This window comes from Vibrio sp. 10N.222.52.B7, assembly GCF_041474275.1.
In the GTDB taxonomy this organism is placed as follows: Bacteria; Pseudomonadota; Gammaproteobacteria; order Enterobacterales; family Vibrionaceae; genus Vibrio; species Vibrio crassostreae_C.
Genome location: NZ_JBFRTU010000045.1, coordinates 1 through 21,514, shown reverse-complemented (window position 1 = coordinate 21,514; position 21,514 = coordinate 1). Strand labels below are relative to the sequence as shown.

At 46.1% G+C, this 21,514-nt stretch carries 24 protein-coding genes; 10 read left to right on the top strand and 14 right to left on the bottom strand.

Annotated features, from left to right (window positions below):
* Positions 1-160: 160 nt before the first annotated feature.
* From AB4512_RS13365 to AB4512_RS13345, 5 genes are all read right to left on the bottom strand, one after another.
* A complete protein-coding gene (locus AB4512_RS13365; RefSeq protein WP_017063015.1) occupies positions 161-760 on the bottom strand; it encodes a thiol:disulfide interchange protein DsbA/DsbL in 600 nt (199 codons plus the stop codon).
* 55 nt (positions 761-815) lie between these two features.
* Positions 816-1,802, bottom strand: a complete 987-nt coding sequence (locus tag AB4512_RS13360; RefSeq protein WP_372175030.1) for a serine/threonine protein kinase — start codon at positions 1,800-1,802, stop codon at positions 816-818.
* Between the two features lie 73 nt (positions 1,803-1,875).
* Positions 1,876-3,294 carry a cytochrome c oxidase accessory protein CcoG gene (gene ccoG / locus AB4512_RS13355; protein ID WP_372175028.1) on the bottom strand — a complete coding sequence of 473 codons (1,419 nt, stop codon included), beginning with the start codon at positions 3,292-3,294 and terminating at the stop codon, positions 1,876-1,878.
* Positions 3,295-3,620: 326 nt separating this feature from the next.
* A complete protein-coding gene (locus AB4512_RS13350; protein ID WP_009848104.1) occupies positions 3,621-3,884 on the bottom strand; it encodes a YihD family protein in 264 nt (87 codons plus the stop codon).
* Positions 3,885-4,015: 131 nt separating this feature from the next.
* A complete protein-coding gene (locus AB4512_RS13345) occupies positions 4,016-4,183 on the bottom strand; it encodes a hypothetical protein (protein WP_004739323.1) in 168 nt (55 codons plus the stop codon).
* A gap of 283 nt (positions 4,184-4,466) precedes the next feature.
* On the opposite strand from AB4512_RS13345, the gene AB4512_RS13340 reads away from it, so the two are divergent.
* Both AB4512_RS13340 and AB4512_RS13335 read left to right on the top strand, forming a co-directional pair.
* On the top strand, positions 4,467-5,258 hold the full coding sequence (locus AB4512_RS13340) for a sporulation protein (protein ID WP_017058778.1): 792 nt from the start codon (positions 4,467-4,469) through the stop codon (positions 5,256-5,258).
* Positions 5,259-5,414: 156 nt separating this feature from the next.
* Entirely contained in the window at positions 5,415-6,068 is a 654-nt protein-coding gene (locus tag AB4512_RS13335; RefSeq protein ID WP_017063010.1) for a hemolysin III family protein, read from the top strand.
* On the opposite strand, the gene AB4512_RS13330 is transcribed toward AB4512_RS13335, so the two are convergent.
* The 6 genes from AB4512_RS13330 to def form a co-directional block, all read right to left on the bottom strand.
* A complete protein-coding gene (locus AB4512_RS13330) occupies positions 6,065-6,640 on the bottom strand; it encodes a DUF3157 family protein (protein ID WP_372175027.1) in 576 nt (191 codons plus the stop codon). The two genes, AB4512_RS13335 and AB4512_RS13330, sit on opposite strands and share 4 nt — an antisense overlap.
* A 26-nt stretch (positions 6,641-6,666) precedes the next feature.
* Entirely contained in the window at positions 6,667-8,112 is a 1,446-nt protein-coding gene (locus AB4512_RS13325; protein WP_372175026.1) for a TrkH family potassium uptake protein, read from the bottom strand.
* 95 nt (positions 8,113-8,207) lie between these two features.
* Positions 8,208-9,584, bottom strand: a complete 1,377-nt coding sequence (gene trkA / locus AB4512_RS13320; protein ID WP_004735766.1) for a Trk system potassium transporter TrkA — start codon at positions 9,582-9,584, stop codon at positions 8,208-8,210.
* 109 nt (positions 9,585-9,693) lie between these two features.
* Positions 9,694-10,974, bottom strand: a complete 1,281-nt coding sequence (gene rsmB, locus AB4512_RS13315; protein WP_372103866.1) for a 16S rRNA (cytosine(967)-C(5))-methyltransferase RsmB — start codon at positions 10,972-10,974, stop codon at positions 9,694-9,696.
* 92 nt (positions 10,975-11,066) lie between these two features.
* Complete coding sequence (fmt, locus tag AB4512_RS13310; protein ID WP_017058773.1) at positions 11,067-12,014, bottom strand: methionyl-tRNA formyltransferase; 948 nt, start codon at positions 12,012-12,014, stop codon at positions 11,067-11,069.
* A 37-nt stretch (positions 12,015-12,051) separates the two neighbouring features.
* Positions 12,052-12,564 (bottom strand): peptide deformylase, encoded by a 513-nt coding sequence (gene def, locus AB4512_RS13305; protein WP_017058772.1) that lies wholly within the window; start codon positions 12,562-12,564, stop codon positions 12,052-12,054.
* A gap of 140 nt (positions 12,565-12,704) precedes the next feature.
* Here def and AB4512_RS13300 point away from each other — a divergent pair, with 140 nt between their 5' ends.
* Genes AB4512_RS13300 through AB4512_RS13285 form a run of 4 tightly spaced genes read left to right on the top strand, consistent with a single transcriptional unit; the run spans position 12,705 to position 15,961 of the window.
* A complete protein-coding gene (locus tag AB4512_RS13300) occupies positions 12,705-13,790 on the top strand; it encodes a LysM peptidoglycan-binding domain-containing protein (RefSeq protein WP_372175025.1) in 1,086 nt (361 codons plus the stop codon).
* On the top strand, positions 13,787-14,899 hold the full coding sequence (gene dprA / locus AB4512_RS13295) for a DNA-processing protein DprA (RefSeq protein ID WP_372175024.1): 1,113 nt from the start codon (positions 13,787-13,789) through the stop codon (positions 14,897-14,899). The genes AB4512_RS13300 and dprA overlap by 4 nt, the downstream gene beginning before the upstream one ends.
* Before the next feature lie 3 nt (positions 14,900-14,902).
* Positions 14,903-15,379 (top strand): DUF494 family protein, encoded by a 477-nt coding sequence (locus tag AB4512_RS13290; protein ID WP_029235095.1) that lies wholly within the window; start codon positions 14,903-14,905, stop codon positions 15,377-15,379.
* Between the two features lie 12 nt (positions 15,380-15,391).
* Positions 15,392-15,961 carry a type I DNA topoisomerase gene (locus AB4512_RS13285; protein ID WP_017063003.1) on the top strand — a complete coding sequence of 190 codons (570 nt, stop codon included), beginning with the start codon at positions 15,392-15,394 and terminating at the stop codon, positions 15,959-15,961.
* 88 nt (positions 15,962-16,049) lie between these two features.
* Here the strand turns inward: AB4512_RS13285 and AB4512_RS13280 are convergent, their stop codons facing one another.
* Together AB4512_RS13280 and purE are read right to left on the bottom strand one after the other, a co-directional pair.
* Positions 16,050-17,180: a 5-(carboxyamino)imidazole ribonucleotide synthase gene (locus AB4512_RS13280; protein WP_372136741.1), complete on the bottom strand. Its 1,131-nt coding sequence runs from the start codon at positions 17,178-17,180 to the stop codon at positions 16,050-16,052.
* Positions 17,181-17,185: 5 nt separating this feature from the next.
* Positions 17,186-17,671 carry a 5-(carboxyamino)imidazole ribonucleotide mutase gene (gene purE / locus AB4512_RS13275; protein WP_372175023.1) on the bottom strand — a complete coding sequence of 162 codons (486 nt, stop codon included), beginning with the start codon at positions 17,669-17,671 and terminating at the stop codon, positions 17,186-17,188.
* Positions 17,672-17,866: 195 nt separating this feature from the next.
* On the opposite strand from purE, the gene AB4512_RS13270 reads away from it, so the two are divergent.
* The 4 genes from AB4512_RS13270 (at position 17,867) to AB4512_RS13255 (ending at position 20,556) form a co-directional block, all read left to right on the top strand.
* Entirely contained in the window at positions 17,867-18,424 is a 558-nt protein-coding gene (locus tag AB4512_RS13270) for an L-threonylcarbamoyladenylate synthase (RefSeq protein WP_017058767.1), read from the top strand.
* A gap of 19 nt (positions 18,425-18,443) precedes the next feature.
* Positions 18,444-19,361 carry an oxygen-dependent coproporphyrinogen oxidase gene (gene hemF / locus AB4512_RS13265; RefSeq protein ID WP_372158875.1) on the top strand — a complete coding sequence of 306 codons (918 nt, stop codon included), beginning with the start codon at positions 18,444-18,446 and terminating at the stop codon, positions 19,359-19,361.
* 77 nt (positions 19,362-19,438) lie between these two features.
* Entirely contained in the window at positions 19,439-20,269 is an 831-nt protein-coding gene (gene aroE, locus AB4512_RS13260; RefSeq protein ID WP_372175022.1) for a shikimate dehydrogenase, read from the top strand.
* Positions 20,270-20,286: 17 nt separating this feature from the next.
* Entirely contained in the window at positions 20,287-20,556 is a 270-nt protein-coding gene (locus AB4512_RS13255) for a DUF1488 domain-containing protein (protein ID WP_017081754.1), read from the top strand.
* On the opposite strand, the gene AB4512_RS13250 is transcribed toward AB4512_RS13255, so the two are convergent.
* Positions 20,553-21,098: a gamma carbonic anhydrase family protein gene (locus AB4512_RS13250; protein ID WP_017081755.1), complete on the bottom strand. Its 546-nt coding sequence runs from the start codon at positions 21,096-21,098 to the stop codon at positions 20,553-20,555. The genes AB4512_RS13255 and AB4512_RS13250 overlap by 4 nt on opposite strands.
* Positions 21,099-21,514: the final 416 nt, after the last annotated feature.

The following is a 21,514-nucleotide window of genomic DNA, read 5'->3' as shown; positions in this document are numbered from 1 at the left end:
AGAGTTATTTTTATTTTCATTCAAGGGCTCCTTGCCCACCGGTTCTTAGGACGGGTTATTAATAGCAGTAAAGCTTTAAACTTCCAGGTTAATTATTTATCAATAATGATTTTTGAACTAGCAAAAAAAAAGGAAGCCGAAGCTTCCTTTCATCAATGGCTTACTTCTTTAATAAGAAGTTCACGAGCTCGAAGTACTCATCAAGAGAGTTGATACCTTGAGCTTCTACTAGGTAGCGGTTGTTAACCACAACAGCGGGTACACCTGAAAGGCCGCTGTCTTTGAATGCTTTGTCGAAGCGACGAACCATAGAATCTACAGCAAAGCCGTTATACGCAGCATCGAATTTCTTCGCATCAACGCCTTCGTCTAGGAAGATTTGACGCAGTTCTTCTTCATCACGTGGTGGCTTGTTCATTGTGTGGATGCGGTTAAACATCACTGGCACCATTTTATCTTCAACTTTCAGTGCAATCATTGTCGCGTAAGCTTTGCTCATTGGCAGACCCATGTTGCCACCCATGAATGAAACATGGTTCTTCTGTAGCTTAGCGTCTTTAGGTAGCTGTTGTTTTAGCTGCTGGATGATTGGCTCAAAGCTATTACAGTGTGGGCAGTAAAAAGAGAAGAACTCTGTCACCATTGGTTTTTTTGATGCTTCTAGGTCGAGAACTTTGTAGTGTTCACCTTCGTTAAATTTCGCAGCGTGAGCGGTAAGGCTCAACATGATCAATGAGAAAAATGCGAATAGCTTTTTCATTTATCCAATCTCCATTATGTTTGAATTTTTATCTAGTTGTATGTTGCGATTGCTGTTACCACTGAGGCATTAACGAAAGTGGTGGCTCTTGCAGGGTAGCAATTTGCTCTTTACAAGCAAGTACTTGTTGCTCCCAATATTTCGGATCATTAAACCACGGGAAGGCCAGAGGAAACGCAGGATCGTGCCATCGTTTCGCCAACCATGCCATGTAATGCACCATACGTAGACCGCGTAGTGGTTCGATTAGTTTCAGTTGTGCGGTATTAAAATCGCAAAACTCTTGGTAACTCTCTAGCAAAATATCCAGTTGCATCAGCTTATCTTGGCGCTCGCCATTGAGCAGCATCCACAGATCTTGTATCGCAGGGCCGTTACGTGCGTCATCAAGATCGACGAACATTGGCCCATCGCGCCACAAAATATTGCCAGGGTGGCAGTCACCGTGCAGGCGGATATTCTCAATGTTGCTCGGCCACTGGCTCTCTAGCTCTTTGATCAGAAGGTCAACGTCATTGAAGAAGGCATTTTCTAGGTGCGTCGGGATAAACTGAGAGTTCTCTAGAATCTTACGTGGCTGATAAAGGTATTCATCTAAGCTGATGGTCGGGCGATGCTGGAATGTTCTTCCCGCGCTGGCTTTATGAATACGACCAAGAAAGCGTCCTACGCCTTCCAATTGATCTAGATTGTCAACTTCATACTGTCTGCCGCCAATACTTTCAAATAGTGCAAATAGGTAGCCTTGGTATTCATGTAAGGTTGCACCGTTGATTCGCATTGGAGGCGCAACCGGCATCTCTTGTTCGATAAGCTCGAGTGCGAAGTCATGCTCTTCTTGGATCTGTGCCTTGTTCCAGCGTTGTGGACGGTAAAACTTAACGACGTAGCGCTTACGGTCTTCATCGGTGAACTGATAGACACGGTTTTCGTAACTGTTGAGAGCGAGAAGCCCGGATTCAGCGCGAACTCCGATGCTCTCCAGTGCGTACCACATGAAGTCAGGAGTCAGGTTATCAAAGTTAAAGGCTTGCATCGTCATAGAATAAAAAAGGCTCATTACTGAGCCTTTTTCCATTTATTGGGTTGTTATACCAAGCACTACGGTGCGGGTATCAGAGCTTCTTGATAAAGCGGCTTTCGACTTCCATCGTAAACTCTTCATTATCCGAGAGTATAAACTGAATTGTCGAAACTGGTGAGCTCAGTTTTTCTGGGTCGGCGCCCAAACTGATAGGTAGGTTCAAAACCTCGCCTGGATCGACAGTAATCGTCTGTTTACCATACCAGATAGAATCGGGCAGTCCGCTAACATCGAGTTTGTACTCTTGCTCTTGTTGAGTCTTGTTGATCACTTTCAAGGTGTAGGTGTTTTCAACCAACCCTTGGTTATTGACTCTAAACAGTTGGTTTCGGTCACGCAGAACACTTAGGCCGGCAGGATCAACGCTCGCGATTTGGGCGAAGAACAAGCCCAGCATCACGATCAAGATAGCGCCATAGCCCAACAGCTTGGGACGCATTACCTTGGTCGAGTGACCTTCAAGTCTGTGCTCGGTGGTGTAATTGATCAGGCCTTTCTCATAGCCCATACGCTCCATCGTGTTGTCACAGGCATCAATACACGCGCCGCAGTTAATACACTCGTATTGCAGGCCGTCACGGATATCGATACCCGTAGGGCACACTTGTACACACAGATTACAGTCAATACAGTCGCCTAGACCAAGCTCTTTTGGATCGGCTTTACGAGAGCGAGGGCCACGGCTTTCACCACGTTCTGTGTTGTAACCAACGATGAAGGTGTCTTTATCGAACATTGCCGACTGGAAACGCGCGTAAGGACACATGTGCAGACAAACAATTGAACGCATCCAACCCGCATTGGCATAAGTACATCCAGCAAAGAACAGTACCCAAAACACCGGCCAGAAAGACGAGTTAAAGGTAAAGAAGCCAACCACTAACTCTTTGATTGGGATGAAGTAACCAACAAAGGTTAAGCCCGTCGCAATGGCAATCGCCCACCACGCAATGTGTTTGAGGGTTTTTCTGAGGATTAAATTGCTCGTCAGTTTGCCCGAGTCTTGTTTTCTTCGCTTATTGGCAGCGCCTTCTAGCTTCTCTTCGAACCAGATATACATGAAGGTCCAGACGGTTTGCGGGCATAAATAGCCACACCAGACGCGGCCTAAGAAGGTGGTTATGAAAAACAGGCCAAACGCGGCAATCATAAATAGGATCGCGAGTAGGGTCAGATCTTGCGGGTATAAGGTGGTGCCAAAGAAGTTGAACTGTTGGCTGTCGATATCGAGCAAGATCGCTTGACGTTCACCAAAGGGAATCCATGGGATAAGCGCAAAAAGTAAAAGTAAGAACCAACCGCCATAGCGACGCAGTTGTTGGAATTTACCTTTGCTTTCTCGAACATAGATTCGGTTACTTGGGTTAAATCGATCTCCATTACCTTTATGTGTTTTCGGGTTAAAGGTTTTAGGAGTCACATCTTTGATATCGATTTTATCCTGACTCATGGACTATCCTTTTTGTGGCTTGTTTGCCCGGTTAAGTCGGGCATGACGACATTACTTGAAAGTATGGTTTAGAGAACCTGTTGAAATTGAGCTTGGTGCATTTGTTGTTATCGCACTCACTCTTATTATTTTAGAAGATTCTTATGGATGGCGATTATAGCGACAATCTTGTTCTCATTTCTTTAACGCTATCAACCTTTAACAACAAAAGTCATAACAGTTGTGACGAAAAAATAGCGAACAGAAACAAAAAAGCGACCTGGTGGTCGCTTTTTAAAATTGAGTGTTTTATCTATACGGCAATTGAGCTCTAAACTAACGGGCGACTAAAGAAGGCCACGTGCTTTTAGAATTGCGGTTTTGAAATCATCTTCTTGGTCTTTTTTCAGGCCCGGGATCATCTCATCTTTTTCGCTGTTGCGCATTTTTAGGTGATAGATAAGAACATCGTCAGTCAGTTCTTCAAGCTTGCCTTGGTAGCCCGCTTCTTTTGATAGCTTAATGATGAACTCTAATAGGTTAAGCTCTTGATCTTTCTGCCACTCAGGCTCCATCAGTTCAAGCAGTTCTTCAATGCGGTGACACTTCATACTTTATTTCTCCACAAATTTTATAATGATTTGTGGCTAAGGTATCAAATCGGGTAGGGAATACCAATGTGTAAACACATTTCAAGATGGGAGCGGGCAAGAAAAAAGCGCAGTAAAAACTGCGCTTTTTGTTAAGCGGCTTTAATCACTTTCGTTGTAGTCGGTGCTAATAAAGCAGTCTTCTCAACTAGAGTCATTGTAGGAGCCAATTTCTTAGCCGTTGGAGCAGCAACAAAGCCACTACGACGACGCATCGCACTACGGTTGGTGTGCGAGAACCTGACAGCTGTTGGGCGCATTAATTTACCTAACGGTCAGGCATATCCATTGCCAATCTAATGGCCTGATTTACCATGAGCTCCACCTCAATTGCTTGAAGCGTCACTCGTCTGGCTTTCGCCAATCCGAAGAATAAATCAGGATAATGATATGCATGCATATCAAGGCTTAGATTATCACTATCTAAGTTATCGATCGACGCCTGAGTGATAAATAGACGATATTAGAGCTAAAATAGTGTGAGCAGTATATTTGAGTTTGAACCTCTTTCAGGCTTAAGATGATGCTTTAAAGGAGGTGCATATGTCGTTCTTAAAGAAAACGTTAGCAAGTTTTGGAATTGGATCTGCCAAGGTGGATTCTGTATTGCAACAGGAAGTGCTTTATCCAGGCAAGAAGGCGAGCATTATTGTGCATGTCTATGGTGGCGCTCAGCCACAAGAGATCGACAATATCGATCTCAACTTGTGCTGTCGTTACGTCAAAGAAATTACTATGAATTCGCAAAGGCAAGAGGGCGGTCAAACACGTCGAATGCACCAGACATACTCGTTGGCCAAATGGAGCCTGCCGTATGCCTTTGTTATTCAGCCGGGTGAAACCCGTGATTTTGAATGTGAGTTTGATGTCCCGCTGAACACACCTGTCACGATTGGTGATTCAAAGGTGTGGCTAGAAACCGGGCTCGATATTGCGATGGCGATTGATCCATCGGATAAGGATATTTTAACGGTTCGCCCAGATGCACTTCTTGATGGTATTTTTAATGAACTAGAAGCTCAAGGTTTACGCATTCGCCAAGTTGAGTGCGAAGCAGTAGAGGGCTTTGAACTGCCATTTGTTCAAGAGTTTGAGTTTGTCCCTACCACTGGTCCATATCATGGCCGCTGGCGTGAACTGGAAGTGGTTGCTCATCGTGATGAAACCGAGCTTAAGTTGTGGTTTGAGATAGACCGTAATCGCGATGGTGCAAAAGGCATGTTGGCGAGCTTGTTAGGCATTGGCCAACTGCAGCGTCAATTGAGTGTGCCATTGGATACGTCACCACAAGATGCGGGCAAGATGGTACTTGAGTATCTAGACAACGCATCTTAGTTAGCTCTTTGGTTCTGTAGCTTTAGAGACCTTAGCTTCATCACACCGTTTAGGCGTTATTAATGTCATAAAAGATGTCATAAAAATTTAAGCTTACACGTGTAAGCTTAATGTGCAATACTAGGCAAATCGAACATTTACTCTAGTAGGATAATCATGTCTGCATCATCGGCGAGCGAATACAGTGACATCGAAGAACGCGCCAATGCGATAACCCATGGCTTGGGTGTTGTGCTTGGCGTGGTTGGTTTAATCCTGCTGCTGATTCGTGCGTTTGACCATCAAGCCGACATACTGACTATTGCGAGTATGGCGGTATATGGCAGCAGTATTATCCTACTCTTTCTCGCTTCCACGCTTTATCACTCGATCACCACAGAAAAGACCAAGCGATTACTGAAAACTCTCGATCACTGTGCGATCTACTTATTGATCGCGGGCAGTTACACGCCATTTTTATTGGTGAGTTTAAGAACACCATTGGCGATGGGTTTGATGGCAGTGATTTGGGGTATCGCGCTAGTCGGAATCATTATGAAGATTGCCTTCGTCTACCGATTTAAGCGTTTGTCATTGGTGACTTACTTGGCGATGGGTTGGTTATCGCTGATTGTGGTTTATCAACTGGCGATGAATATCGAGATGGGTGGTTTGGTGCTACTAGCACTCGGTGGCGTGATTTACTCGTTGGGTGTGATTTTCTATGTGGCAAAACGCATCCCTTACAATCATGCCATCTGGCATTTGTTTGTGTTGGCGGGCTGCGCTTGCCATTTCTTCGCTATTTATTTGTACGTGACTCCGGTTTAGCGAACCAGTACCTCAGTAATCTCAGCTTTAATCTGATATTCAGGGTGTTGTTCTAGGTCGAGCTTGATGAGCTTGCCTTCTTCACCCGTCTTTGGTCGTAGGTATGTGTCGGCCATTCGTTTGATTGATTTCCACACAGCAACTTCTTCTTCTGCCAACAACTCACCTTCTGCAGTAAATACGCTGATGTTAAGTGATACCAAAATGACCGCTTGAGTGCCTTGGTTAGTGATGGCTGTCGGAATGATAAGCTCACCATCTTCATAGCGACTTGCACCCAGTACAACATCCACTCCTGACTGAGACAGCTGTAAGCTTGGCTTTTTACTATTAACCACAATCGTAGTGCCACGCGTGTTCGTTGCGACAGGTACGGCTACGACAGGCACTGCAGTCTCTGATGTTGTCGTTGCTGCTTCCGTTTGCTTTGGTGCCACGTATTGCCAAGTAAAATCATCTTTGAGTAACACTTGCTTGCCATCAGGCAAGGTGACCATTTGATCAGCAAAGGCAGAACTTACGAATACTGAGTTTGCGAGCAATGCGCTAGCGAGAAGTACGTATGATTTCATCTGTGTTTCCTTGATTTTGTGCTTGGTTAACGTCGCCAAAAGGCTGGGAAAAATAGAACAATGAGCGTCAATATCTCGAGTCGCCCCATCAGCATTCCTAAGCTTAGCAACCATTTAGCGGCGTCGGGCAGTGGAGCAAAGTTCCCGGTTGGACCGATAACGCTGCCCATACCAGGACCAACGTTGGCAACGGCTGTGATAGCGCCAGATATACTGGTCACGGGATCAAGCCCCATCGCGCTCAAGCCACCTGCAATTAAGATAATCGTAATAAAGAACATCAAACCAAATGCGACTAGTGAACGCACAATATCGTCATTCACCGGTCGCTGATTGTAGCGTTGAACAAACACGCCCGATGGATGAATCAGTTTCATCATTTGTTTATGGAGCATGGTCATTGCAATTTGGAAGCGGAAGATTTTGATACCGCCAGAGGTTGAACCTGAGCACGCGCCCGCCATCATTAAAAAGGCAAACAGCGTGGTAGGCAAAGCGCCCCACGCGGTGAAGTCTTCTAAGCCAAAACCGGTTGTGGTTACGACTGACACAATGTTGAACATCGAAACACGCATCGCATCCATGACTGTGTAGCCATCTCTAACCACCAACCATGTCGATATCACGGCACTGGTGACCAAGAATAGATAGGTGAAACCTCTCACTTGCGCGTCTTTGTAGAGGATTGAGAGTTTTCTACCACGCAGTGCGCTAACAAACAGTAGGAACGGCAGACCACCAAGGAACATGAACAGGGTTCCTACCCAGTGAGCACTGTTAGAGAAGTGGTTCATTGAGCCATCTGATGTTGAGTAACCACCCGTAGACAGTGTTGTGAAGGCATGATTGATTGCGTCAAAGATACCCATGCCTGCAAACAGGTAGCTAATGATGCACAAGCCAGTCAGAACCAGATAAACCGCCACGATGTTCTTGGCGACCGTTTTCGCTCGTGGGCTGCTTTTATCTGACCAATCGGAAGACTCAGTTTGGAACAAGCGCATACCACCGACGTTAAGCATTGGTAGAACCGCTACTGCCATTACGATGAACCCAACACCACCAAGCCACTGCAATATAGATCGCCATAATAGAATGCTTGGTGACATGCTGTCTAAGCCGCTTAATACGGTTGATCCTGTCGTGGTGATACCCGACATGGTTTCAAAATAGGCATCAGTGAAGCTGATGTGGTTGATGAAGACAAAGGGTAGTGCAGCGAAGGCGCTGGCAATAGTCCAGACCAGAGAGGTGATCAGGAACATGTCCCGCACCCCTAATCGAAACTTAGCGGAGCGGCCCAAGCTCAAGCAGATGAACGCCACAATGTGCGTGATCACTACTGATTGACCAAACTCGAGGAAGCCACCGGTGCCTGTGAAAAAGGCAACCAATGTAGGGATGTACATGAAAAGGGCGAGTTTTGATAACACTAACCCTATCACTAATAATATCGGACGAAAGTTGACCATAGCTTAATAGACCATAGCTTTAATTGATTACAGCTTTGTGCCGGAGCGCCGTTCTCACAAAAGAAAGTTGCGAGAAGAAGCTCACGAGAACAAGGCTATAAGAAGAACGGGCTCGGTTGGAATAGAGACTCAACATCCGGTACGTATTTCTTGTCCACTAGGAACATCACTACGTGGTCATCCTGTTCGATTACGGTTCTATCGTGCGCGATAAGTACTTCTTCTCCGCGAACAATCGCACCAATAGTGGTGCCCGGTGGTAACTTGATGTCGCCAATCGCTCGGCCAACCACTTTAGAGGTGGTTTCGTCACCGTGAGCAATCGCTTCGATCGCCTCTGCAGCGCCGCGACGTAGAGAGGATACGTTTACGATATCAGCACGACGAACGTGAGTAAGCAGCGCAGAAATGGTCGCTTGCTGTGGCGAGATAGCAATATCAATCACACCACCCTGAACAAGGTCTACGTAAGCACCACGCTGAATCAGTACCATTACCTTCTTGGCACCCATTCGCTTCGCCAGCATGGCTGACATGATGTTGGTTTCATCTTCATTGGTTAGGGCGATGAACACATCAACTTGATCGATGTTCTCCTCGGTCAGCAGCTCTTGATCGGCGGCATCACCACAGAATACGATGGTGTTTTCTAATTCTTCAGACAACTTCTCGGCGCGAGTGTAGCTGCGCTCGATAAGCTTGATACTGTAGCTCTGCTCAAGGCGTTTTGCCAAGCTTGCACCAATGTTACCACCACCGACAATCATGATGCGGCGGTACGGTTTCTCTAGGCGCTGTAGCTCACTCATTACTGAGCGGATGTGGTTACTCGCTGCGACGAAGAACACTTCATCATCGGCTTCAATGATGGTGGTGCCTTGTGGACGAATAGGGCGACCTTGACGGAAAATAGCGGCAACACGGGTATCAATGTGCGGCATGTGCTCACGCAAAGCAGACAATGCGTTACCAACCAGTGGACCACCGTAGTAGGCTTTTACTGCTACTAGGCTAACCTTCTGTTCAGCAAAGCTCACAACCTGCAGTGCGCCTGGGTATTGAATCAGGCGCTCGATGTAGCTGGTCACTAGCTCTTCGGGTGCGATCAGGTGATCGACTGGGATGGCACCTGATTTGAATAACGCTTCTTTCTCTTCTAGGTATTGAGGAGAGCGAATACGAGCAATTCGGTTCGGCGTATTGAAAAGAGAGAAAGCAACCTGACACGCAGCCATGTTGGTTTCATCCATGTTGGTTACGGCAACCAACATGTCGGCATCTTGCGCACCCGCTTCACGTAGTGTGTTTGGGTGGCTGGCATAACCGTTTACAACCCTAAGGTCGTACTTATCCTGAAGTTCACGAAGTCGGTCAGCATTACGGTCGACAATGGTGATGTCGTTGTTTTCACCAACCAGGTTTTCAGCAAGGGTACCGCCAACTTGTCCAGCACCTAGGATAATGATCTTCATAGCCTTTCTCTTTTCTTTACCGTGGTAATTCTAGTTATCTAACTTTATTTTGATAATGCACTAGAAAGAAACAGCGGCTAAGAAATAAATTCTTAGCCGCTGTTAGTTGTTATGCCTGTTTTACTAGAACTGCGTAGTAGAAGCCATCCATATCTTCTTCTCCAGGTAGTATTTGACGACCCGGATTTTCGATATCAGACCCAACCAACCTAGCGTTCTCAGTGCGTGCTAGGAATGCTTTCACTTGCAGCACGTTTTCTTGCGGCGTGATAGAACAAGTCGCATAAACCATGGTGCCGCCTTCTTTCAGCTGACGCCACATTGCATCCATAATCTCGCTTTGCAGTTCAGCCAGCGCATCAATGTCAGACGCACGACGTAGCCACTTGATGTCAGGGTGACGGCGAATGACGCCAGTCGCTGAACAAGGTGCATCAAGTAGGATACGGTCGAACTTATCACCCATCCACCACTCTTCTGGGTAGCGAGCATCACCACAAATTACGTCGGCACGCAGTTGTAGACGCTCAAGGTTATCGTAAACGCGGTCTAGACGTTTAATGTCGCAGTCAATCGCAACCACTTCAGTGTCTTGAGTGTGCTCAAGAATGTGTGCCGTTTTACCACCTGGCGCAGCACAACAATCTAAGATCAGCTCACCATCTTTTGGTGTTAGGTAGTCAACCGAAAGCTGAGCGGCAGCGTCTTGCACTGATACCCAACCTCTGTCGAAGCCAGGAAGCAAAGTAACATCACAAGGTGCAGCTAATTTTATGGCATCGGCTGCTTCTGGGTGCAATGTGTATTCAATGTTTTCGTTTTTAAGTAGTTCAACATACTCGTCACGAGTGTGGTGTTGGCGGTTAACGCGCAGCCACATTGGTGCCTTACTGTTGTTTGCTTCAACCAGTTGCTCCCATTGATCTGGGTAGCTCTCTTGAAGCATTTTTAGAATCCAGCTTGGGTGGCCGTATTTGCCTGCATTGTGACTAACGGCTTTCTCGTCCAGTTCTTCTTGGTCACGTAGGTAGCTACGTAGCACAGCGTTGATCAAACCACTCAGGCTTGGACCACGCAGTGTTTTAGTGCCCTCAACCGTTTCAGCAACCGCGGCATGCGAAGGGATACGCATGAAGCTTAGTTGGTAAATGCCCACCAAGATTAGGTGGTGGAATACACGCTTTTTACCTTTAAGCGGGTTTTCCATCAGTTCGTTAGCGATTGACTCTAAACGAGGCAGGTAACGAAGTGCGCCGTAGCAAATCTCTTGCAGTAGAGCATGGTCTCGTGGACGGATCGTTTTTTGAGCCGCAGGGAGAGCGTGTGACAGAGAGTGGCCTTTATCGACAACTTGGAATAGGACATTTGCAGCAGCAGCGCGAACATTCATGAGGGGTACCGAATATTTATTTGAATACATGAGGGCATCTCTGCCCTCGTAAAGGTTTTCTAAGCTGCGTAATTAGCAGCTTTAAAAGCGGATTAAGAAAGTTGTGTACCAACTTCAAACCAGCTTGCACGTGAGTTCAAGATATCCTGAACTGACATGGCTTTTTTACCTGGAACTTGCAGTTGTTCAAGAACAAGTACGCCTTGCCCTGTCGCAACATAGATACCAGTTTTATCCGCTTGCAGAATGGTACCTGCAGGCTTATCAGAAGTTTGCTCTGCCACACGGCTTTGCCATACTTTAATGCTGTTCTCAGCAGCTTCAAAGTGACTCATTGGCCATGGGTTGAAGGCACGAACGCAGCGCTCAATATGCGCAGCTTCATCACTCCAGTTGATACGCGCTTCTTCTTTGCTTAGCTTCTTCGCGTAGTTCGCAAGCTCATCGTCTTGCTTTTCTGCAACTGCTTTGCCAGAAGCGATGTCCGCTAGACATTCAACAAGCGCATCAGGGCCAAGGCCCGCTAATTTCTCGTACATAGATGCGCTAGTATCTGTCGCTTCGATAGGCAGCGTCGCGATACTTAGCATGTCGCCAGTATCTAGGCCGATATCCATCTGCATGATCGTCACGCCTGTCTCTTTATCACCTGCCCAAATAGAGCGTTGAATCGGAGCAGCACCACGCCAGCGCGGTAGGATAGAGCCATGTACGTTGATACAACCTAAGCGAGGTGTATCTAATACAACTTGCGGAAGCAATAAGCCGTAAGCGACAACAACCATGATGTCAGCGTTCAATTCAGCTAGCTCTTGCTTAGCCTCATCTGACTTGAAGTTTTCTGGTTGGTAAACCGGAATATTGTTTTCAAGTGCGATGTTTTTTACTGGGCTCGCAGTGAGTTTTTTACCGCGGCCTGCTGGGCGATCTGGCTGTGTGTAAACAGCAACAACTTCATGCTCCGAAGACAACAACGCCGCCAAGTGACGGGCGGCGAAATCCGGAGTACCTGCAAAGACAATTCTTAAAGACTGACTCAAGGTAGGCTTCCTTCTAATTTAGTAATAGCAGCGGTTATTAACCTTGTTTCTCGTTGAAACGTTTAATCTTCGCTAGCTTATCTTGGATACGTTTACGCTTTAGTGGCGATAGGTAATCAACAAACAACTTGCCTTCTAGGTGGTCAAGTTCGTGCTGAACACAGATAGCCAGAAGGTCGTCAGCGTCGAATGTGAATTCGTTGCCGTCACGGTCTAGTGCTTTAACCGTTACTTCTGCAGCGCGAGGTACTAGAGCTCGAGCGCCTGGTACAGATAGGCAGCCTTCTTCGATTCCATCTTCGCCGCGCTTCTCAGTAATTTCAGGGTTGATAAGCACCATTGGCTCATCACGTGTTTCTGAAATATCGATAACAACGATGCGTTGGTGGAAATCTACTTGCGTTGCCGCAAGGCCGATACCTTCTTCGTCGTACATGGTTTCAATCATGTCATCAACGAACTTTTGAATCTCTGGGGTAACTTCTTTTACCGGTTTCGCCACGGTACGTAGACGATCATCTGGTAATGTTAATACTTGTAATACAGACATATACACTCGAAATATTGAACTGTGCCGAAACAGCTTAAACCTTGTTGGCTCAATTCTAGACATTTTAGAGGTCAAATGACAGCATCCTGAAGGTAATTCTCAAATCAGATGTCATATATTCAGACCAAGGAACCTAGGTCATGCGTCATTTTCCCCCCGCTTTATCTCTTATTTGTGCCTCGCTTTCGTTCGCCGCTATGGCTGAAAATAGTGAGCAACCTTTAACCATTAAACAAGGCGCACCCGAGGCGTATGTGGTGGTTAAGGGCGATACCTTATGGGATATCTCCGCGATGTATCTCGATAGCCCTTGGTTGTGGCCAAGGTTATGGCAGGTAAACCCTGAAATAGAAAACCCTCACCTTATTTACCCTGGAGATAAATTGTCTCTGGTTTGGATTAATGGTGAACCTGTCTTGAGCCTCAAGCCTGTTATCAAACTCAGCCCTAAGATTCGTGTTTCTGAGAAGAAAGCAGTACCTACCGTCAACGAGGGACTGGTTCTACCTTATTTACAGTCTGATCGCTTGGTAGAGCAGCAAGATATCGAATCGGCACAACGAGTATTAGGAACCAGTGATGGTAAACGTTTCTTATCGGGTGCAGACCGGTTGTTTATCTCAGGTAACCAACAACATCAAAAGTGGGGTATCTACCGCGCAGTTGAAACCTACCAACGGCAGCAACCCCAAGCGAGTATTACCTCTTTGCGACTGGTCGCCACTGCGCGCTTAAAAGAGGTGGATGCTGAGTTCAGCAGCTTGCAGATAGACACTCAGCTGCAAGAGGTGCTGCTTAATGACCTTGTGCTACCAGAACTTGGTGTTGATCAGGTGAAGCTCTCTACCACGTTTTATCCTGCACCTAGTGCGGCAGGTCAGTTTGCTAATATCTTGGGCTCATTAGATGGCAGCCAGTACAGCGCGAAGAATCAGGTAGTGGTGATCAACAAAGGTTCACAGGATAACCTTCGCCAAGGTTCTATGTTTACCCTCAGCGAAAGCGGTGCTGTGGTGTTTGGTAAGCAGGGTGAATACAGCTATAAAGAGTCTGCGGCGAGTAATAAAGTGCAGCTACCAAGTACCTCGCTCGGTAGCTTGATCGTCATTCGTCCTTATGAGTATTTTAGCCTCGCGTTGATCACTCAAAGTTCAAAGCCAGTAAGTAATGACATTGTGGCGGTATCGCCTTTGGACCTTGCAGTGACAGAAGAGGGAAGCGAGTGAATGAAGAGCAACTGATCGCTTGGTTAACGTTAAGTTTTATTCCGCAACTGGGTGGAAAGCGTCTTGCTCGCCTACTCAGTGTTGATTCTCCTTTAAATATTGTTGGTTACTCAGGGCAACAGCTGCAAGCATTGGGTTTATCAACCAAACAAATCTCCTATCTAAGAGAACAGGCCCCAAGAGAGGTAGAGGCTTGTCTCGCTTGGCGAGCTAAACAATCCAACCATCACATCCTGACTCCGAGTTGCCCACATTATCCTAAATTGCTGAGTGAGATTGCTTCGGCGCCTACTGTGCTTTTCGTTAGAGGTAACGTTGAAAAGCTGATTGAACCTCAAATCGCAATGGTCGGCAGCCGTAATGCCAGCCTCGAAGGGCTGCAGACAGCGAAGTCCTTCGCCAAAGAGTTTGTCCAAAACGGTTTGATTGTCACCAGTGGATTAGCGTTGGGCATTGATGGTTATGCTCATGATGGTGCTCTAGATAAAAGAGGGGAAACTTTTGCAGTGTTGGGGTCTGGCTTGGACTCCATTTATCCTGCCCGCCACCGAAATCTAGCTGAGAGGATCTGTGAGAACGGAGCGCTGATTTCAGAGTTTCGACCGAGTGCTAAACCAAGACCTGAACATTTCCCCCGTCGTAACCGTATTATAAGTGGCTTGTCGTTAGGAACCTTGGTGGTGGAAGCGGCTGAGAAGAGTGGCTCTTTAATTACCGCTCGCTATGCCATGGAGCAAGGTCGAGAAGTGTTTGCGCTGCCCGGTTCTATTCATAGCCCAACCAGTCGCGGAGGTAACAGTCTCATCAAAGCTGGAGCATGTTTAGTGCAAAATGCTCAAGATGTTCTGATTGAAATAAAGAGTCTGTTAAACTGGTCTATAGATCAGCAGCCGAGCTTATTCGAACCTACGCCGAATGAGGGTGAAAATGAACAATTGCCATTTCCACAGCTGTTAGCTAACGTAGGATTAGAGGCGACACCCGTTGATATTTTGGCACAGAGAACCCATATACCTGTGCATGAGGTCATGATGCAGCTTTTAGAGCTTGAGCTCTCAGGGCATGTTGTTGCAGTTTCCGGTGGCTATATTCGAAAGGGGAGAGGCTAAGCTATGATGATGGACATACTGATGTACTTGTTTGAAACCTACATCCATAGCGATTCTGAATTGCAGGTGGATCAAGACGAACTTGAAGATGAACTTCTTCGAGCGGGGTTTCACCAAGATGATATTTATAAGGCTCTCCATTGGTTAGAAGACCTTGCTGCACTGCAAGATACCGATAACCAAGCGGCGATTACTATGTGCTCTAATACCTCGATGCGTGTTTACACAAGTAAAGAGATATCACGTATTAATATGGAGTGTCGTGGTTTCTTGTTGTTCCTTGAGCAGATCAACGTCCTCACGACAGAGATTCGTGAAATGGTGATTGATCGTGTCATGGGGTTAGAGACCAATGAATTTGAGTTGGATGATCTGAAGTGGATTATCTTAATGGTACTGTTCAATGTACCGGGTAATGAAAGTGCTTACACGCAAATGGAAGAGCTGTTGTACACCAAAGAGCAAGGTATCTTGCATTAATACAGGCTTATCATGAGTAGTAAGATTGATAATCAGCTTTTTTCAGCACATGAACATGCGTTAGAGCATGAACCATGTCCACAGTGTGGTGGGGAGCTTCAGCTTCGCCATGGTAAGCACGGCCCATTTTTAGGCTGTAAGCAGTATCCGAGCTGTGATTACATCAAGCCTCTTCATCAAAATGATGGTCATGTGGTGAAAGAGCTGGGCGTTCCGTGTCCTAAATGCCAAAACGAATTGGTATTAAGGCAAGGTCGCTTTGGGATGTTCATTGGCTGTAGCAGTTATCCAGAGTGTAATCACATCGAATCTTTGGACCAACCGAAAGAACAACCTGAAGAGCAGCCACTTGTTGCCTGCCCTGAGTGTGGTCGAGGCCACTTGGTTGAGCGTAAATCTCGCTATGGCAAAACCTTCTATGCGTGTGATAACTACCCTAAGTGTAAGTTCGCCGTTAATCAGCCACCTGTTATAGGTCGTTGTGAACAGTGCCAGTTCCCGTTGTTACTTGAGAAGAAAACAGCCAGTGGTACCAAGAAGCAATGCGCTGATCGCAAGTGTCACCACATTCAATCTCAATAACTCGATATTATAGACACAAAAAAACGGCGCTCACTGAGCGCCGTTTTTGTATCCAATAAACTTTTTATATCAATAAGCCAATGTAGGCTTACTTCATCTGCTCAGCAAACTCATGCACAGCAGGGTAGGCTTGCTTATCAAGAATCTCAGCCAATGAGCACAAAGCTCTTTGTAATTCTGCGTTGTAGTCAGCGCTCACGTTAATGTGACCCATCTTGCGACCTGCACGCTTTTCTTTGCCATACCAATGAACATGACAACCACCTTGAGCAAGAATAGCCTCAGGAAGAGTATCTTCGCCAAGAATGTTGATCATTGCGGTTGGACGAATCAGTTTAGTGCTACCTAGTGGCATGCCACACACTGCACGTAGGTGGTTTTCAAACTGACAAGTCTCTGCGCCTTGTTGCGTCCAGTGGCCCGAGTTATGAACACGTGGTGCAATCTCATTAACAAGCAGTGAACCTTGAACATCAAAGAACTCAAGTGCTAGCACGCCAACGTAATCTAAACGCTCAGCAATGGCAGTGAACATGGCTTTAGCTTGCTCTTGCAGTTCAATGTCATCAATCGCTGTCGATAAGCTCAACACGCCGTCGGTGTGAACATTCTCAGCCAGTGGATACACTTGAACCTCGCCATTGGTATCACGAGCACCAACCAGTGATACTTCGCGGTCAAACGGAACAAACTCTTCAGCCACAATCGCTTGGTTGTCGGTCGCGGTAATGCACTCAGTCATTTCTGCCCAAGTCGCGTCAACATTGTCTAATGTCTTTAAGCGCCATTGGCCCTTGCCGTCGTAGCCGCCAAGTGTGCTCTTCAACACCATTGGTAAGCCAACGTGAGCAATTGCAGCGTCAAAGTCTTCGCGAGAGTTAACCACGTAGTACTTAGCATTCTTCACGTTCGCTTCGTCTAACAGGGCTTTTTCAAGACGACGGTCACCGCCAGCTTTGATTGCTTCTGTTGTCGGTAAGAACTTACCGCTGCGCTCACACACCTCAAGTACATCGTGAGGAATATGTTCGAATTCAGCAGTAATGACGTCCGCACGCTCAATCGCATTTTCTAAGCCGTTACCTAGAATCGCTTGCGTTAATGGGTGAACAATATTTTTGCTGCCAACATCAAAAGCAGAAATTTCAATATTCAGCGGTGCCCCAGCTAGGGACATCATGCGAGCAAGTTGGCCCGCGCCTAACACAAGAACATGCATGGAAATTAGTCCTCTGCAGGGTTTGGATTAGCCAAAACCGTTTCTGTTTGCTCAGAACGGAATGCTTCTACTTTTGCCATTACTTCTTCATTGTGTGTACCAATGATTTGAGCCGCTAGGATGCCTGCATTGGCAGCGCCAGCTTCACCGATAGCCAAAGTACCTACCGCGATACCTTTTGGCATCTGCACGATAGAAAGCAGAGAGTCCATGCCTTTCAGTGCTTTAGACTGAACTGGAACACCCAGAACTGGTACGCTTGTGAAAGCAGCAGCCATGCCCGGAAGGTGCGCTGCACCGCCAGCACCAGCAATAATTACTTTAATACCGCGCTCTTTCGCATTGGTTGCGTAGTCTGCAAGCAACTGAGGTGTGCGGTGAGCAGAAACCACTTTTGTTTCGTACGCCACGCCAAACTGATCCAACATTTCTGCAGCTAGCTTCATTGTTGGCCAATCAGATTTAGAACCCATGATAATACCGACAGTCATCTCAAACTCCTTCAGGTACGATTTAATTAGTGATTAGATATTTTGCGCGCATTATACGGGTAAAATTACTTAAGGAAAACGTTTGCGTCAGTCTAAGTTGTTAATTGATACATTTTATAAACAAATAGCTTTAGTCACAGTGAATGATAATTTGTACACTTAGCGAGTTCGATAACTGACTTAATGAGGCAACTCGTGGATAACTTTCAACATACATTGCAGGCATTACAACAAGGTGAAGTCATTGCTTACCCGACCGAAGGCGTTTTTGGGGTTGGTTGTGATCCTGATAATCCACATGCCATCAAGAAATTACTCGAGTTAAAACAGCGTCCAGTTGAAAAGGGCTTGATCTTGATTGCTGCAAGTTACGAGCAGCTGCTTCCTTATATTGATGAAAGCCAGTTGACGGAAGAACAGTTGGTAACAGTGAAAGCGACATGGCCAGGTCCGGTCACTTGGATTATGCCAACCAGCAGCAAAGTTACTGACTGGGTCAGCGGCCAGTTTGATTCCATCGCGGTACGAGTGACGGATCACCCTTTGGTTCAAAGAATGTGTAATGAGTTCGGCAAGCCGTTAACCTCTACAAGTGCCAACCTGACTGGCGAGCCGCCTTGTATGACGACTGAAGAAGTTCAACAGCAACTGGGTCAACACTTAGTCGCGATTCTAGAAGGCCAAACGGGTGGCCGTGAGAAGCCAAGCGAAATTAGAGATGCAAAAACGTCGAAAATATTAAGACAGGGTTAAACCCTGCAAAGGAAGTAAGATGTCAGCAATTGATAAAGAAGCAGTAAAGCAGTTTTTACTGAGCCTACAAGATTCGATTTGCCAGCAGCTTGAGCAAGCTGATGGTGTAGCGTTGTTTGAAGAAGATGCATGGGAGCGAGAACCTGGCGATCGTCTAGGTGGCGGTGGTCGTACTCGCGTGATGACCAATGGTGCTTTATTTGAACAGGGTGGAGTTAACTTCTCTCACGTCGCTGGTAAAGCAATGCCTGCCTCTGCAACCGCTCACCGTCCTGAGTTAGCCGGACGTAAGTTTGAGGCGATGGGGGTTTCATTAGTTATCCACCCTAAAAACCCATATATCCCAACCTCACACGCGAACGTTCGATTCTTCATTGCGGAAAAAGAAGGGGAAGACCCGATTTGGTGGTTTGGTGGTGGTTTTGACTTAACGCCATTTTATCCTGTCGATGAAGATTGCCAATCTTGGCATCAAACTGCTAAAGATCTTTGTGCGCCGTTTGGTGATGATGTTTATCAAGAACACAAAGAGTGGTGTGATAAGTACTTCTATCTTCCTCACCGAGACGAAACACGTGGTGTTGGGGGTCTGTTCTTTGATGATCTGAATGAGTGGGGTTTCGATAAGAGCTTTGCTTATATGCAGGCGGTCGGTGAAGGCTTTGCAGCCGCCTATCTACCAATTGTAGAACGACGTAAAGAGACGTCTTACGGTGAGCGCGAGCGTGACTTCCAACTTTATCGTCGTGGTCGCTATGTTGAATTTAACTTAGTGTATGACCGTGGCACCCTATTTGGTCTGCAAAGCGGTGGGCGCACAGAGTCTATATTGATGTCGATGCCGCCATTGGCTCGTTGGGAATACCGCTACGAACCACAAGCGGGTTCACCAGAAGCTCTGCTTTATAGCGACTACCTAAAGCCTCGAGTTTGGTAGTTCTTCCTTCCTTATAGTGATAGTGATAGGGTCATCTACATAGATGACCCTTTTTATTATTTCTGTTAGGTAAGGATATGACACAGCAAGTAGATCGTTATGCCGTTTTCGGTAACCCTATTGGGCAAAGCAAATCGCCATTCATTCACACATTATTTGCTCGCCAAACCAGCCAACAACTTACCTATACAGCACTCCAGCCAGAACAAGGTGAATTTATCAATGCTGCCAAAGCCTTTTTCAGCGAAGGTGGTCGAGGGTGTAATGTCACTGCACCTTTTAAAGAAGATGCTTATCAGTTCGCTAATCGCCTGACTGAAAGAGCTGAACTAGCAGGTGCCGTAAACACACTTAAGAAGCTCGATGATGGAGAGATCATTGGTGATAACACCGATGGTGAAGGTTTAGTTCAAGACCTTCTTCAACATCAAGTTGCGTTAAAAGGAGCTCGCGTTCTTCTTCTTGGCGCTGGTGGTGCAGCGAGAGGAGTGATTCAACCTCTTCTCGACCAAAAGCCACAACAGCTGGTGGTCGCTAATCGAACCAGCTCCAAGGCTGAACTTCTGGCTGAGATGTTTTCTTCGCATGGCAACATCAAGGGGATGGGGCTAAGTGATGTTAATGAAGGCTTTGATGTCATTATTAACTCTACTTCGTCTGGTCTAAGCGGGCAGCTTCCTGAAGTGTCTGATGCTATTTTCAATTCTAATAGCGCCGTTTATGACATGGTTTACGGATCTGGAACCACAGTATTTAATCAATGGGCATTAGATAACGGTGTTCATGCTGCTTATGATGGTTTGGGTATGCTAGTGGGGCAGGCAGCAGAGAGCTTTATGCTTTGGCGTGGCCTTCGCCCAGGAACAAAACAGATTTTAAGAGAATTACGTAGAAACTTAGAGATGTAACAAGGTAATTATAAAAAATGAATCAATCAATTCTATTTCCGGATATCCAAGATTGGGATGAAGCAAGTCAATCTATCACCTTCCCAGCACAACAGTCGGGTGCATTGATCGAATGTGTCTTATCTATTGAAGAATTATCACGATTGGCAGGTAAAGAGATAGAAGAGGGCGATCAAGCTTTAGTTATCTTTTCAGAGTTACGTTTCGATATTGAAGAGCTAGCGGAAGAGTTAATAGAAGAAGAGGAGTATGACTCCTCTAATCGGATTCAGATCAAAGCGCTCTAAACTGGAAGCACAGAGTCTAGATAGTCGTTTTTATTCTGAACATAGTTGTCAGCTGACTTCTGTAAAAAGGCACGCTCCTTATCATTTAATGGGCGTGCTTGTTTTACTGGGCTTCCTACATAGAGATAACCGCTCTCAAGTACCTTATTAGGCGGCACTAAGCTACCAGCACCAATCATCACATCTTCTTTAATAACCACGCCATCCAACACGATAGCTCCCATACCAACAAGTACACGATCTTCAATCGTGCAGCCATGCAGCATTACTTTATGTCCGATAGTGACATCATTACCTATTAATAGCGGGTAACCCTCAGGGTTTTCTGCATTCTTATGGGTGACGTGCAAAACGCTGCCGTCTTGGATATTCGTTCTATCTCCAATATGAATGTGGTTCACATCTCCTCGAGCTGCAACCAAAGGCCACACGCTAGAGTCGTCACCGATTTTGATATCCCCAACCAGTACCGAACTTGTATCTATATAGACACCTTGTCCAATCTGAGGGGATATTCCTTTATAACTGCGCATTGAACTCATAAATCCTCCTTTATATAGGCACCTTAAGCCCTTAATTAAGGGGAATACTAGTGAAAATGGGGTGCTTTGAACAAAAAACGCTCGAACAATCAAAAAAGTAAGAAAAACTTCAAAAAGGGCTTGCCAGTGTGATCGAAATCTCTATAATGCGACCTCGTTGAAACGGGAAGGCTTCTTAGGAAACCAGAACGAATCAGCAAGCCAAATTAGCCAAGCTAAGCGCTTGAAAAAAGTTTTGAAAATAGTGGTTGACACTAAAACTTAAATCGCTAAAATGGCCGTCCGATTTGAGCGAAGCTCAAAAAGGAAAAGCTCTTTAACAATTTAAACCTATCAATCTGTGTGGGCACTCGTTGATGAATATCAAAACGTCATTCTTAGGAATGGCAGTTACTTCGGTAACAAACTTGATTTCA